The 13,584-nt window shown below is 66.6% G+C and carries 11 protein-coding genes; 5 read left to right on the top strand and 6 right to left on the bottom strand.

Features of this window, described 5'->3' with window-relative positions:
• Positions 1-5: 5 nt before the first annotated feature.
• Positions 6-1,109, top strand: coding sequence for an MraY family glycosyltransferase (locus CBM2594_RS12865; protein WP_116357158.1), 1,104 nt, complete (start codon positions 6-8; stop codon positions 1,107-1,109).
• A gap of 27 nt (positions 1,110-1,136) precedes the next feature.
• Here the strand turns inward: CBM2594_RS12865 and CBM2594_RS12860 are convergent, their stop codons facing one another.
• The 4 genes from CBM2594_RS12860 to CBM2594_RS12845 are packed head-to-tail and all read right to left on the bottom strand — an operon-like array spanning position 1,137 to position 5,984.
• Positions 1,137-2,393 carry a lipopolysaccharide biosynthesis protein gene (locus CBM2594_RS12860; RefSeq protein ID WP_116357157.1) on the bottom strand — a complete coding sequence of 419 codons (1,257 nt, stop codon included), beginning with the start codon at positions 2,391-2,393 and terminating at the stop codon, positions 1,137-1,139.
• Positions 2,393-3,526 carry a glycosyltransferase gene (locus CBM2594_RS12855; RefSeq protein WP_116357156.1) on the bottom strand — a complete coding sequence of 378 codons (1,134 nt, stop codon included), beginning with the start codon at positions 3,524-3,526 and terminating at the stop codon, positions 2,393-2,395. The genes CBM2594_RS12860 and CBM2594_RS12855 overlap by 1 nt, the downstream gene beginning before the upstream one ends.
• Complete coding sequence (locus CBM2594_RS12850) at positions 3,526-4,845, bottom strand: sugar transferase (RefSeq protein ID WP_116357155.1); 1,320 nt, start codon at positions 4,843-4,845, stop codon at positions 3,526-3,528. Before CBM2594_RS12850 ends, CBM2594_RS12855 begins: the two co-directional genes overlap by 1 nt.
• Positions 4,842-5,984 (bottom strand): glycosyltransferase family 4 protein, encoded by a 1,143-nt coding sequence (locus CBM2594_RS12845; protein WP_116357154.1) that lies wholly within the window; start codon positions 5,982-5,984, stop codon positions 4,842-4,844. Before CBM2594_RS12845 ends, CBM2594_RS12850 begins: the two co-directional genes overlap by 4 nt.
• A gap of 244 nt (positions 5,985-6,228) precedes the next feature.
• Here CBM2594_RS12845 and CBM2594_RS12840 point away from each other — a divergent pair, with 244 nt between their 5' ends.
• The 3 genes from CBM2594_RS12840 to waaA are packed head-to-tail and all read left to right on the top strand — an operon-like array spanning position 6,229 to position 9,990.
• Positions 6,229-7,614 carry a phosphomannomutase/phosphoglucomutase gene (locus tag CBM2594_RS12840; RefSeq protein WP_116357153.1) on the top strand — a complete coding sequence of 462 codons (1,386 nt, stop codon included), beginning with the start codon at positions 6,229-6,231 and terminating at the stop codon, positions 7,612-7,614.
• The gene (gene waaC, locus CBM2594_RS12835) at positions 7,595-8,701 is read left to right on the top strand and encodes a lipopolysaccharide heptosyltransferase I (RefSeq protein ID WP_116357152.1); all 1,107 of its coding nucleotides are present in this window, start codon (positions 7,595-7,597) and stop codon (positions 8,699-8,701) included. Before CBM2594_RS12840 ends, waaC begins: the two co-directional genes overlap by 20 nt.
• Positions 8,701-9,990, top strand: a complete 1,290-nt coding sequence (gene waaA, locus CBM2594_RS12830) for a lipid IV(A) 3-deoxy-D-manno-octulosonic acid transferase (protein ID WP_116357151.1) — start codon at positions 8,701-8,703, stop codon at positions 9,988-9,990. Before waaC ends, waaA begins: the two co-directional genes overlap by 1 nt.
• A 5-nt stretch (positions 9,991-9,995) precedes the next feature.
• Here waaA and CBM2594_RS12825 read toward each other — a convergent pair whose 3' ends face one another.
• On the bottom strand, positions 9,996-11,033 hold the full coding sequence (locus CBM2594_RS12825) for a glycosyltransferase family 4 protein (protein WP_373457590.1): 1,038 nt from the start codon (positions 11,031-11,033) through the stop codon (positions 9,996-9,998).
• 50 nt (positions 11,034-11,083) lie between these two features.
• Positions 11,084-12,373, bottom strand: coding sequence for an O-antigen ligase family protein (locus tag CBM2594_RS12820; protein WP_116357149.1), 1,290 nt, complete (start codon positions 12,371-12,373; stop codon positions 11,084-11,086).
• 352 nt (positions 12,374-12,725) lie between these two features.
• On the opposite strand from CBM2594_RS12820, the gene CBM2594_RS12815 reads away from it, so the two are divergent.
• A complete protein-coding gene (locus CBM2594_RS12815) occupies positions 12,726-13,550 on the top strand; it encodes an META and DUF4377 domain-containing protein (RefSeq protein ID WP_116357148.1) in 825 nt (274 codons plus the stop codon).
• Positions 13,551-13,584 lie beyond the last annotated feature (34 nt).

The following is a 13,584-nucleotide window of genomic DNA, read 5'->3' as shown; positions in this document are numbered from 1 at the left end:
ATTCCATGTTCGATTTCTTCTGGGTTCCAGCTTTTGCCTTCCTGGTTTCTGCGCTGAGCGTTTTGCTGCTGCGGCCAGTGGCTATGGTCGGCGGGCTGCTGGATCGCCCCGACAACCGCAAGCGGCACCACGGAGCCGTGCCCCTGGTCGGCGGCATTGCCGTCACGCTGGCGGTCTGGGCGGGTTGCCTGCTGTTCATGCGCAACCAGGGGTATTACGTCGCCCTGCTGGGTGGCCTGACCTTGCTCGCCTTTGTTGGCCTGATCGACGACATGCAAGGCATGTCACCGGTGGCCAAACTGGGCGCACAAATCTTTGCGGCGATCCTGATGACATCATGGGGCGGCGTCTATCTGACGTCGCTGGGCGATATCTTCGGCCGGCGCGAGATCGAGCTGGCGAACTGGGCCATCCCGCTCACGCTTTTCGCTGTGGTCGCCGTCATCAATGCCATGAACATGAGTGACGGGCTCGATGGCCTGGCCGGCGGACTTTCGCTCATTGTCTTTGGCTGGTATGCGTACCTGGCCGGAGAGCTTGGAAATCTGGCTGCGCAGCGTGTATGCGTGATTTTCTGCGGGGCTATCCTCGGCTTCTTGATCTTCAATATGCGCAACCCTTTCCGGGGCAAGTTGCGCGTGTTTCTCGGCGACGCAGGCAGTCTGATGCTTGGATATGGCATCGTCTGGTTTGCGGTGGAGTTGTCGCAGCCGACCTACAACAACGGGCTTCATGTGCCGCCGGTCGTGATGCTCTGGGTGCTGGGCTTTGTGCTGATCGACTTGCTGGTGGTTGTCATTCGGCGCGCATTAAAGCGCCGCAATCCGCTGTCCGCTGACCGGACCCATTTGCATCACGTACTGCTTCGCCTTGGCCTGAGCCCGGATGCCATTGTCTGGGTCATCCTGATCAGCAACGCCTTGCTGGGCTTCGCCGGTGTTTACGGCTGGAAGCATGGGGTCTCGGAGCAACTGCTGTTTCTTTCGTTCCTTGGTGTCACTGGGCTTCATTTGTTGCTGATGCGAAACGCATGGCGTTGCCTGCGCGTTGGCCGCCGCATCGTGCTGCGCGGCAAACGCAGTCTCAACTCTGGCAATAACGGCGAGTAAGGGCCAGCTCCAGGTACTTGGTTCTGGTCAGGCGGAAATTGCCGCGTTGATAGCGGTGGCGCGGAAGCGAAAGACCAGGACCAGGCCAAACACAACGGCGACGGCATTGGCTGCCGCATAACCGGCCACGGCGCCGCGCGCGCCAAGATGAGGAATTGCAACCAGGTCGACCACGACCGTGGTGGCAAGTACCAGTCCCCACTTGATGGCCACCCAGCGCGGCTTGCGCAGATATATGGGCAACAGACTCAGTCCCACGTCGGCAAACACCAGGATTGACGCCAGGGCAGCCAGCTGCAACAGATCCGCGGTTTCGCCGAAGGCCTTGCCGTAAAGCAGGTTCACGATTGGCTCCGCGCAAAGTGCCAGCATGATGGCGCCGGCCGCACCCATGACGGTCATGCCTGCGGCAACGCGAAGCACATTGCGGCGCGCCGCAATGCCGGACCGCTGCGCAAATACGTAGAGCGGCGCGACGCCCGCAGCCAGGATGGTGGCGAGGGTTGTGAAGTTGTCGAGTATTTGCATGGTGGCCGCGTAAGTACCCAGTTCGGCCAGCGGTACAGCCGGTTTCAGGATCAACTGATCGGCCCGGCGGGCGGCAACCATCAACATGAAGCTGATCCAGAACAACGCGCCGTCGTACACTAACTCACGAGTCATGGTTGGGTCATGCGTTGGGATCGTTTTCGGCGCCCGAGAGAGGTAGTACCACGTCAGCAGCACCGCAGCGATCAATGGCTCGATCGCGAACGCGCCTGCGTACGCCGAGACAAGCTCGATGCCGGCGAAATACAGGGTTGCGATCAGGCCGGCCTTGGCGGCAAGGGCAATCAGGTTGAACACGACATTGGGACGATTGTGGGTGCGTGCCTGCATCCATGCGATGGCCACGCCGAACGGCTCTCGCATCATGACCGCCGTCCCGAGGATTGCTGCGGGAATCCAGGTATCGGCGGGCTGCTGCGTGACGGCCAGCCAAAGGCACATCAACACATAGCCAGCGATGCCGGCGCTCAGCCGAATGGCGAAGACGTGTGCGACCAGAATATGCCTGGCTTCTGGCGTCCCCATCGCCACCAACCTTGGCACCACCACCTCCGCCGAACAAATCAACGGTATCGACGCCGCAATAAACACCAGCGACTGCGCATACTGGAAATGCGCGAACCCCTCCGTCCCCAGCGCCCGTGCCAGCATGGCGACGACGCCGATCCCCACGACCACCTGCAGGCCACGGTCGGCCAGCATCCACAGCAGGTTGCTTGCGACTCTGCGGCGCATCAGGACTGTTTCCTCAGGCTGCGGTATTGCGCCAGCCATTGCCGCGCCACACCGTTCACGTCGAAATGGCCGACGATCCGCTGGCGGCGACGGTCGCGTTCGGTTTCGGTGCCGGGCAGGCACGCGATGGCGTTGCGCAAGGCGCTCGCCAAGGCCTGCGGATTGCCCGTGGGCGTCAGCGTGGCGGTGTCTCCCGCCAGTTCGGATACCCCTGCCGCGGCGGTCGCCACGACCGGTAGACCGCTGGCGAGCGCTTCGCCTACCGCCAGCGGCATGCCTTCGATGCGCGACGACAGCACGAAGACATCGGCGGCGCGCAGCAGCTCCGGGATGTCGTTGCGGGCGCCGGCCAACAGTACGGCATGATCCAGCCCGTGCCGGGCGACCTGATGCGCCAGCGCATCGCGCAGCGGGCCATCTCCGGCAATCATGAGTCGCGCCTTGGGCAAGTCGTGGCTGACCTCGGCGAAGGCCTCGATCAGCATGGCCTGGTCTTTCTCCGGTACCAGCCTGCCGACATTGAGGACCAGCCGGTCGTCGGGCCCCAGCTCGAGGTTGCGCCGCGTCTGTTCGCGCGAAGCCTGGTCCGGGCGAAAGCGGCTGGTATCGATGCCGTTCGGCATCACGATCACGCGCCCGTCTGGCACGGCGCCGCTGGCTACCATCGCCATACGGCCGGCGTCGCTGACGTGGGTCGTCAGGGCGCACCAGCGGTCCGTGACGCGGTAGGCGAGGGCGCGCAGGCGGCCGCCTTCGCGTGCGCTGTGCGCCGAGCAGATGACTGGCGGCATGCGTCCGGTCCGGGCCAGCACCCGGGCGAAAAGGTTGGCGTGGACCATATGGGCGTGGATGACGTCCGGGCGCGATTGCTGCACGAGCAGGCGGGCCTTGCGCAGCGCCGCCAACATCGATACCGGAGTCTTGCGCATGTCCAGTTCGGTGACGTGGATGGCGGCAGGCAAGTCGATCTCCTGCCCCTGAGTCAGGCTGAGGATGGCGACCTCGTTGCCCAGTGCCAGGAAGGCGCGCGCCAGCGCCGCGATTTGCTGCTCGGCGCCGCCCAGCTTGAGGCCTGTGGTGATGACAAGGATGCGCAATGGCGCCGGCGCGGCTGTCTCGTCGACGCTGCCCATCAGCGGGCTCCGTAGCCGGTCGCGAGCGTCCTCAGCGTCTTCACCCCGATCAGCAGATCCAGTGCCAGCGCACAGTGCTTGACGTAATACAGGTCATAGCTGAGCTTGGTCACGGTCTCTTCATGGCTGCCGGCATAACCCTGCTGGACCTGCGCCCAGCCGGACAGGCCCGGCCGCACCAGGTGGCGGTACGGGTAATAGGGAATGGTCTCGGAAAACCGGTCGACCATCGGCGCCTGCTCCGGCCGCGGGCCGATCAGGCTCATGTGCCCGAGCAGCACGTTCCACAGCTGCGGGATCTCGTCCAGGCGGTACTTGCGGATAATGCGTCCGACACGGGTCACGCGCGGATCGCGCTGTGCGGCGAACAGGGCCGGCGCGCCGGCGTCGACGCCCATGCTGCGGAACTTGAGCATGACGAAGGGCTTGCCGAACAGGCCCACGCGTTCCTGCCGGAAGACGGCGCCACCGGGGGTTTCCAGCCGGATAGCCAGCGCCACCGCCAGTCCCAGCGGCACGGCAAGCGGCGCCAGGCAGGCGACGGCCACGATATCGATGGCGCGCTTCAGGTAGCCGTAGAGGTAGTGCGAGGCGTAGTCGTCCAGGAAGTTCTCGTCGATATGCGCCAGCCCGACGCGGCCGGTCAGCATTTCGCCGACGCGCTCCACCGAATACATGCGGACATGGCTCATCTTGTAATGCGCGAGCAGCCGCGTGCGTTCGGGGTCGCCGGTGGCGCTGCGCTCGACCATCAGGCCGTCGAAGTGCCTGGCGTCCTCGAGCGATCCGACCGGTTCGAAGCGGATGCGGGCCGGTGCCGCTGCGCCCGGCATGGCGAGGATGGCCTCGAGCTGGGCCAGCGTGCCCGGATCGGTATAGCCGAACAGCGGCACGTAGTTCTGCACGAAACGTCGATAGCCGGTCCAGAGCCACGCCAGCGTGATCAGGTAGGACAGCAGCAGGGCGCCGCGGGAATATTCGATATGGAAGGCGGCAAACACGAAGAGCAGGCCGCAGAACGGCAGCGTCGCGGCAAGCCCGGCCAGGCTGTTGCCCTCCATCGCCGGCAGGTGCAGCGAGCGATGCAGCAGCATGAACGCGACCAGGTACGGGATGACCGACCAAAGCAACGTGCGGGTGAACACGTAGGTCACGATACCGGCGCGGTGCGCCATTTCTGCGCCGACCGCGCTCAGCGCGAACAGCGCCAGGCCAAGCACTGCCCAGGCCACCATCCTGCTGACGCGGCGCACGGTCTCGGAGCCACCGGTGCGCATGCGCAGGGCGCGGTGCCGCATGCTGTCGGTCTTGATGGTCATGACGTCGGCACCCGCGCGGCGCGTGGCGTTCGGGCGAGGGCGTCGCGGTAGACGGACCAGGTGGCTTCGGTCATGCGCTCGAGTCCATAGCATTGTTCCCAGCGCTGGCGCGCACCGCGGCCAAGCGTCGCGCGCAGGGCGCTGTCGTCGGCAAGGCGGCGCAGCGCTTCGGAGAATGCGATCTCGTCATCGTGATTGACCAGCAGCCCGACGCGGTCGCCGTCGAGTTGCTCGCGAATGCCAGGCAGGTCCGAGGCGACGACCGGCAGTCCGGCTCGCATCGCCTCGAGCACGGACAGCGGGAAGCCTTCGTGGTCCGACGCCAGCACAAAGGCCTGGGCCGAAGCCAGCAGCGCCGGCACTTCCGTGACGTTGCCGGGAAACTCCACGCGACCCGGCGCCAGTTGTTGCGCCAGCTGCTGCATGGCGTGGCGTTGCGGGCCATCTCCCACCAGGGTCAGCACGCATGATTCCAGCCCTGCCCGCGCGAACGCGCGAATCGCCGCGTCCTGGCGCTTGGGCGCGGCAAAGCGCGCCACCATCACAATCCTCCGCAGGGGGGCTTGCGGGTCGGCGCGATGGGGTGTATCGGGGATGCCGTTTGGAATGACCAAGATGCGTTCGGCGGGAAGCGGAAGCGAGCGGGCCAGCTGTCGTTCCGCTTGCGCGACGCAGATCACGCGCGCCGCCAGTGGTGCCAGCAGCCATTCCGCCACGCGAGCGGCCATGCGCTGGCGCGGTGGGGCTTCGGGCTTGAACGCAAAGCCATGGACGGTGTAGATCACGGGGATGCCGAGCGCGAATCCGGCGATGCGGCCCAAGGCCCCCGCCTTGGCGCTGTGCGCATGGATCAGGTCCGGTGCGGCCTGTTTCAGTGCGCCGAGCAGTTCACGCAGCGCACGGATGGCGCGCCAGGGCGACAAGGCATTGTCCAGCCGCGTCAACCGGATCGCCTGCGCGCCGGCGCGCTGCGCGATCTCGAAGAGCGGGCCTTCGCCGCCCGCCAGCAGGACGGTGTCGGCCTTGCCGGCCGTCGAGCGCAGCAGGTCGGCGACATGCGACTGCGCGCCGCCGATCTCCGCATTCGTGATCAGGTAGGCAATGCGAGGTCGGGGCGACGGTTGCGCGGATGGATTCAAGGCTCTGTACGTTGCGTGACGGATCGGGTCCGCCGCGGGCCCCGCGGCAGCACAAAATACCCCTGAGCGCGGGGCAGGCCACCGCCGGATGTAGGACAGACTCCGAAAATTGTGTCCATCCGTGATAATGCGGCGATTATACCGCCCGAGCCTGCCGCAATCCGGCAAAATAGCTGCCTTTGGGGCGCCCCATCGACCAGTCTGGCAAGGTGCGGCGCGGACGACAAGCAACTCAGGACCCTACATGCAAATCGATCCTTCCATCTTCAAAGCCTATGACATTCGCGGCATCGTGGGCAAAACGCTCACCCGCGACGTCGCGCGCCAGATCGGCTTGTCGTTCGGCTCCGCCGCGGTGGAGCTTGGCGAGACTGCCATTGCCGTCGGCCGTGACGGCCGGCTTTCCGGTCCGGACCTGATCGGTGGCCTGGTCGAGGGCCTGCGCGCCACCGGGCTGGACGTGCTCGACCTTGGCATGGTGGCCACCCCGATGGTTTATTTCGCCACCAATATCGAGATCGACGGTGTCCGGCCCACCTCGGGCATCATGGTCACCGGCAGCCATAACCCGCCCGACTACAACGGCTTCAAGATGGTGCTGGCGGGCCGTGCAATCTATGGCGAGCAGATCCAGGACTTGCGCAAGCGCATCGAGGCCGGCACGTTTACCAGCGGCGCCGGCGCGTACAAGGAAGTCGATGTGCGCGAGAAGTATCTCGATCGGATCCTTGGCGACGTCAAGCTGTCCCGCCCGATGAAGATCGCGCTCGATGCCGGCAACGGCGTGGCCGGCGCCTTCGTCGGCGACCTGTTCCGCGGCCTGGGCTGTGAAGTGGTCGAGCTGTTCTGCGAGGTCGACGGCAACTTCCCCAACCACCATCCCGATCCCGCGCATATCGAAAACCTGCAGGACCTGATGCAGACCCTGCGCGAGACCGACTGCGAACTGGGCCTGGCCTTCGACGGCGACGGCGACCGCCTGGGCGTGGTGACCAAGGACGGGCAGGTGATCTTCCCGGACCGGCAGCTGATGTTGTTCGCCGAAGAAATCCTGTCGCGCAACCCGGGTGCGCAGGTGATCTACGACGTCAAATGCACCGGCAAGCTGGCTCCCTGGATCCGCCAGCACGGCGGCGAGCCGCTGATGTGGAAGACCGGCCATTCGCTGGTGAAGGCCAAGCTGAAGGAAACCGGCGCGCCGATCGCCGGCGAAATGAGCGGCCATGTGTTTTTCAAAGACCGCTGGTACGGCTTCGACGACGGCCTGTACACCGGCGCGCGCCTGCTGGAAATCCTGTCGCGCCATGCGGATCCCAGCGCGGTGCTGAACGCGCTGCCGAACGCCAACAACACCCCTGAACTGCAGCTCAAGTGCGCCGAGGGCGAGCCCTTCACGCTGCTCGACAAGATCCGCGCCAACGCCAGGTTCGACGGCGCGCGCGAAGTGATCACCATCGACGGCGTGCGCGTGGAATATGCCGACGGCTTCGGTCTGGCACGTCCGTCCAACACCACGCCGGTGGTGGTGATGCGCTTCGAAGCGGACAACGACGCCGCGCTGGCGCGCATCCAGGCGGAGTTCAAGCGCGTGATCCTCGCCGAGAAGCCGGATGCTCAGCTCCCGTTCTGAGCGCGCGACGGTGCCTGCGGCATCGTCTGACGCGGCCGGTGTGGCACAGCCCATGCCGGCCGCGGTGCCTTTTGCGCTGCCGGAGCGGCCGCGCATTCTGCTGGTCAAGGTATCGTCGCTCGGCGATGTGGTGCACAACATGCCGCTGGTGCACGACCTGCGCGCGCAGTGGCCGGGTGCCGAGATCGACTGGGTCGTGGAAGAAGGTTACGTTGACCTGGTCCGCCTGCTGCCCGAGGTGCGCCGGGTCATCCCATTCGCGCTGCGGCGCTGGCGCAAGCGCCTGCTGCAAGGCGGTACCTGGCGCGAGATCGGCGCGGTGCGTGACGCCCTGCGCCAGCAGCGCTATGACGCCGTGATCGAAAGCCAGGGCTTGCTCAAGACCGCGGTGGTCGCGCGCGTTGCCGCGCGTGCGCCGGGCGCGCCCATCATCGGGCTTGGCAACGCCACGCAGGGCTCGGGCTATGAGCCCGCGGCGCGGCTGCTCTATACCGACCCGGTGGCCGTGCCGCGCCAGACCCATTCGGTGCGCCGCTCGCGCTTGCTGGGCGCGGCGCTGACCGGAACCGCGCCGGCGGAGCCGCCGCGGTTTTTTGGAGACGCCGCGCAGACGCTGGCAATCGACGATCCGCTGTGGGCTGCATTGCCTGCGCGCTATGCCGTGTGTTTCCATGCGACCGCGGGCGCGCGCAAGAAGTGGGCGGTGCAGAACTGGCACGCGCTGGGCAAGCGCCTCGATGAGGAAGGCCTGGTGATGTTGCTGCCGTGGGGCAATGACAAGGAGCGCCAGGCTGCCGAAGCCATTGCTGCCGGCGTGCCGCGGGCACAAGTGTTGCCGCGTTTCTCGGTGATGCAGGGCTTTGGGCTGATCAACCGCGCCGAAGTCGTGATCGGCGTGGATACCGGCCTGGTCCATATCGCCGCGGCGCTGTGCCGGCCCACCGTTGAAATCTATACCGCCACCTGGCGCTGGAAGACCGAAGGCTACTGGTCGGAGCGCATTGCCAATGTCGGCGACGACGGCGTGGTGCCCTCGGTCGATGAAGTCTACGAGGCGGCTTGCCGCGTGCGTGGAGTGGCGGCCTGATGCTGCGCGTCCTGTACAGCTTGTTGTGGGTGGTGGTGCTGCCGGTGGCGCTGCTGCGCCTGGCGTGGCGCGCGCGCAAGGAGCCGGGCTACGTGCAGCATGTCGGCGAACGCCTCGGCGCCTATGGCGGCCTGCCGCAGCCGGGGCCATGGTTATGGGTCCACGCCGTGTCGGTGGGCGAGACCCGTGCCGCCCAGCCGCTGATCGAGGCGCTGCTGGCCGCGCATCCGCATCACCGCCTGCTGCTGACGCATATGACGCCAACCGGCCGCCAGACCGGCGCGCAGTTGTTCGGCAAGGAGGCGCGCGTCGTCCAGTGCTACCTGCCGTATGACCTGCCTTGGCTGGTGCGGCGCTTCATGCGGTATTTCAGGCCGCAGGTGGGCATGCTGATGGAGACCGAGGTCTGGCCGAACCTTGTGCATGGCGCGCGCAAGGCAGGCGTGCCGCTGTACCTGGTCAACGCCCGCCTGTCGCCGCGCAGCTACCGGCGCACGGCACGCTTCGGCCGTGCCGCGGCGGCGATGTACCGCGACTTTGCCGGCGTGCTGGCACAGACGGCCGGCGATGCCGAGCGCTTTCGCGCATTGGGCGTGCCGGCGGTGCAGATCACCGGCAATCTCAAGTTCGACATGCAGCCCGCGCCGGCCGGCGTGGCACTGGGCGCGCAGCTGCGCAAGGCGTTAGTCGCGCGCGCGGTGCTGGCGGCGGCCAGTACCCGCGAGGGCGAAGAGGCGATGCTGCTCGACGCTTTCTCGCGCTGGGAATCCCTGGCGCCCGGCGTGCCGCGGCCAGCGCTGCTGCTGGTTCCGCGCCATCCCCAGCGTTTCGATGAGGTGGCCGCGATGGTGGCACGTACCGGTTTTTCAGTCGAACGCCGCAGCGGCCTGGATCTTGATGCCGTGCGCTCGCCGCTGACGGCCGATGTCGTGCTCGGCGATTCGATGGGCGAGATGGCAATGTATTTCGCCGCGTCGGACCTGGCGTTTATCGGCGGCAGCTTGCTGCCGCTGGGCGGGCAGAACCTGATCGAAGCCTGCGCTGTCGGCACCCCCGTGCTGATCGGGCCGCATACCTTCAACTTTGCGCAGGCGACGGAGGATGCCATCGCCGCGGGTGCATGCCTGCGTGTCGACAATGCCGATGCGCTGATGCGCACTGCGGCAGGCTTGCTGGCCGACCCGGCACGTCTGGCGGAGATGCGCGCGCATGCGCAGACCTTCTCGGGGCTGCATCGCGGCGCCACGGTGCGCACGCTCGCGGCGGTGGCTCCGGCGCTGGAAGGCTGACTTAGTTATCCCGGCGCCCTGACCAGCGCATCCCACTGCTGCGCAATGCGTTCCACGGCGAAGTGGCTGGCCTTCTGGCGGCCGCTGGCGCCCAGCCTTGCCGCCAGTTCCGGTTGTCGGATCACGTCGAGCAGCGCCCGGGCCAACGCATTGGCGTCGCCGGTGGCGACCACCAGCGCGTCCTGGCCCGGCTCCAGCAATTCGCGCGGGCCGGTCTCGCAATCGGTCGATACGATCGGCAGCCCGAACGCCATCGCTTCGATCAGCACCAGCCCGAAGCCTTCATAGCGCGAGCTCAGGCAGAACACCGAGGCGTTGCCATAGGTTTGCACGGGGTCGTGGCAGATGCCAGGCAGGCTGACGCTGTCTTCCAGCTGCAGTTCCCGGATCAATGCCGACAGGGCGGGGCGCTCGTCGCCTTCGCCATGGATCACCAGTTGCCATTGCGGCGCCTGCCCCGCCACGGTTTTCCAGGCGCGCAGCAGCACATCGAAGCCCTTGGCGGGAACCAGCCGTCCCATCGCCAGCACAGTCCTTTGCGCGCGCGGTGCCGGCGCATCCGGCAGGGGGAACGGCAGCGGGTTTGGCAGGCAGACGACCTCGCTGCGCGGCCGCAGGGCTTCAAGCCAGCGGCTGCGGTCGCGCTCGGTCAGTACCACCACCTGGCGGCAGAAGCGCGCCGCCAGCCTGCGCGCCAGCTTGCGTGCCGGCTTGCCCAGGTCCTCGTCGAAATGACAGTGCTCCCACGCGATATGGTGCAGACCCAGGCCGAGCGTGGCAGGCAGCACGAACAGCTCCAGCATGGGGTCGACCTGCACCAGCACATCGATGCGATGCGCGATGCAGTGGCGGCGGATGCCGGCCATCGTGGCGAAATAGGCGCGCTTGAAAGACGGGCGTTGCGCGAACACCGCTTCATGGCGCACCTCGGGGTGCAACGGAAACTGGCTCGATGCGTCCCACAGGCTCAGGACGGTGACGTGGTGTCCGAGCGCCGCCAGCGCGTTGGCGAGGGTGGCGGTCATCCGTTCCGCGCCGGCCATCGCATTCAGGGTGCCGGTCAGGAAGCAGATCCGGCGCCGCGGGCCCGTGTTCAAGGCGTCGCGGGCGCCGGCAGCTTGCTTTGGCGCGCGATAACGTAGGCGAAGCAAAGCGCCATGACCAGGCTATAGAAGGCATTGACCAGCGTCGTGGCGAACATGACCTCGGTCAGCCCGAACACCATGAAGCCGCAGCACAGCGCCAGGCCCATGGCGCTGGCGACACGGGTGCCCCGGTCGGTTCCGCGCAGATGGCGCAAGAAGAAGACGGCGGGCACGAGGTACAGCGCAAGGATTGCCAGCACTCCAGGAATGCCGAGCGTCGCCGCGGCATGCAGCAGTTCATTGTGAGAATGCGGCATGGTCGCGGCCAGCGGCGTGATCACGTGCTGGGCGGCAAGGGTTTGCAGCGTCGTTTCGAAGTGTTCCGGCCCGACGCCGGTCCAGGGGTGGGCCTGGATCAGTTCCAGCGACGCGCGCCAGAGCTGAAGGCGGACTCCGATCGAGGTATCCGACGTTACATGCTGAACAAACTGAGACAGTTCCGATACAACCGCAGCGGTCCTCTGCTGCACGATCGCACTGCTGAACCACCCCAGCGCCATCAGCCCGGCCAGTCCCACCAGCACTCCGGCCTTGTGCAGCCGCGTCAACCTGCGCGAGGCCGCCAGCGCGATCAGCGCCAGCACCGGAATCGCCAGCCAGCCGCCGCGGGTGCCGCTCATATATGAAGCGTAAAGGCCCGCGAAGCCGGCCAGCAGTTTCAGGCCGGCCAGCCAGTGATCGCCCGGGCGGTTCCAGCCGATCGAGATCACCGCGAGCATGCCGGTCAGCAGGGCGAGGTTGCCGAAGGGAATGACGTTGGAAAATCCGACATGGCTGGGACGTCCCGCCGCGGCGACTTCATGCAGCCACAAGGCGGATATCAGCGCACAGGCCACGAAGCCCCATTGGATGTTCTGCATGCCGCGCCGGCCCAGGCGCAGCAGGCCAGGGACCAGAACGATGAACAGCGCGAAACGCAGGTAAAGATAGGGCACATGCGGGTCTTCGGCCCCGCTCAGCAGTTGCTGGGTCAGCACTGCCAGCGGCAGCGCCGCCATGGCCAGCATGAAGAACCAGTAGCGGCGCAGGATCGCGCCATATTCGGCGAGGCCGGCGCGGCCGCCGGCAGCCAGGGCGATGGCGCCCCAGCCCAGCAACAGCCCGTAGCAGGTGTTGCTGAGCGACGGCTTGACGAACATCAGCGCGGGAAACGCAGCCAGGACAACACAGGCGCTCAGGTACAGAGCTTTGTCGATCCCCAACGGTAGGGGCCCTTGCAATCTCGTCATCAAGAGCATGGAGAAAGGTTTCCGGAGGAAGGTTGGTGCATGGGAGATGCGTGCCGTTCCGTCCGTCTTATTATTGTCGCCGTCTCCTGAGGAGCGGTGCCCGGCGCCGGCATTGCGGCTCGGGGCGAAGCGATTATATCGGATGGCAACGGTGGCATTTCCAGGAGTTCCGCATCCTAGCCGGGTGAACGTGTGGACCCGTTACAGGATGTATGTGCGGGGCAGGGCGCTTCAGGGTGCCTGCCGGAGTGGCTTGCTAAACTGAAGGTCTATGGCCGGGTGCACTTCCCGGCATGCTGCTTGTCACATCCGTCGATGACATCGATACGGGCGCCTCGGGCCGCCCCCAACAGGAGTTCTCATGCACAGCCGTCACCGCCTGATTCCTTTCGCGCCAGCTGCGCGCGGCGCGGCCGCCTTGCTCGTCGCCGCCTTGCTTGGCGCCTGCACTACCGCAACCGCGCCCGATCTGCCCTCTGCCGGCACCAACCTGAACCAGACCCAGCCGTCCGGCCCGAGCCGCTGGGAACTGGTGCGCTGGCAGCAGCCGGATGGATCGCTGCGCGAGATCCCGCACGGCGACAATGGCCAGCCGATCATTTTCGAGTTCAACGAGGGCATCGATGCGGCGCAGGGCACGGTCAGCGGCACCAGCGGCTGCAATCGCTTTACCGGCAGCTATGGCAAGACCGAAACCGGCATCCGCTTCGACCGCATCGCCGGCACGCGCATGGCTTGCCCGCCGCCGCGCATGGCGCTGGAGTCGGCACTGCTGAAGGCGATGCAGACGCCGTTTGCCACCGTCGGCACGCAGCCGTCGGCGGGCAGCACCGGCCGGCAGATCATCTGGAAGACCGCGGACGGCGACCTGCTGCAGTTCGTCGAGCGCGAGGGCGTGGGCAAGCGCGGCGCGCGCGTGGAGGCCGCGGGCGTGGAGAAGACCGTCTATATCGACTCGCAGCGCGTAGAGTGCACGGGCGTCGGCAAGATGACCTGCTACCGCTGGCGCGAGTCGCCGGACGCGCCGTGGCAGCTCTGGTATGGGCCGATCGAGGGGCTGGATTTCGAGCCGGGAGTCTCGTACAAGCTGCGCGTGCGGGAGTACCAGGTGCCGAACCCGCCGGCGGATGCGTCGGCGATCCGCTGGCAGTTGCTGAACGTGGAGTCGCGTACGCGGGCGAAGTAGTTGTGGGTTTTGCGCCCCTCTCCCATTTATGGGA

It is taken from the genome of Cupriavidus taiwanensis (assembly GCF_900249755.1).
In the GTDB taxonomy this organism is placed as follows: Bacteria; Pseudomonadota; Gammaproteobacteria; order Burkholderiales; family Burkholderiaceae; genus Cupriavidus; species Cupriavidus taiwanensis_D.
The sequence above is the reverse complement of the archived record's forward strand: the minus strand, read 5'-3'. Positions and strand labels throughout refer to the sequence as shown.